The organism is Curtobacterium sp. USHLN213, assembly GCF_037144815.1.
In the GTDB taxonomy this organism is placed as follows: Bacteria; Actinomycetota; Actinomycetes; order Actinomycetales; family Microbacteriaceae; genus Curtobacterium.
Genome location: NZ_JBBCYQ010000038.1, coordinates 1 through 223 on the forward strand (window position 1 = coordinate 1; position 223 = coordinate 223).

General features: G+C 57.8%; 1 rRNA gene. It reads right to left on the reverse strand.

The window, feature by feature from the left end:
• Positions 1-223: ribosomal RNA gene (locus WFH25_RS19415) — 16S ribosomal RNA — on the reverse strand; the annotation flags it as partial.

Here is a 223-nt window from a genome sequence, read left to right on the forward strand (position 1 = left end):
GCGCTGGCAACATAGAACGAGGGTTGCGCTCGTTGCGGGACTTAACCCAACATCTCACGACACGAGCTGACGACAACCATGCACCACCTGTACACCGACCACAAGGGGGCGGCCATCTCTGGCCGTTTCCGGTGTATGTCAAGCCTTGGTAAGGTTCTTCGCGTTGCATCGAATTAATCCGCATGCTCCGCCGCTTGTGCGGGCCCCCGTCAATTCCTTTGAG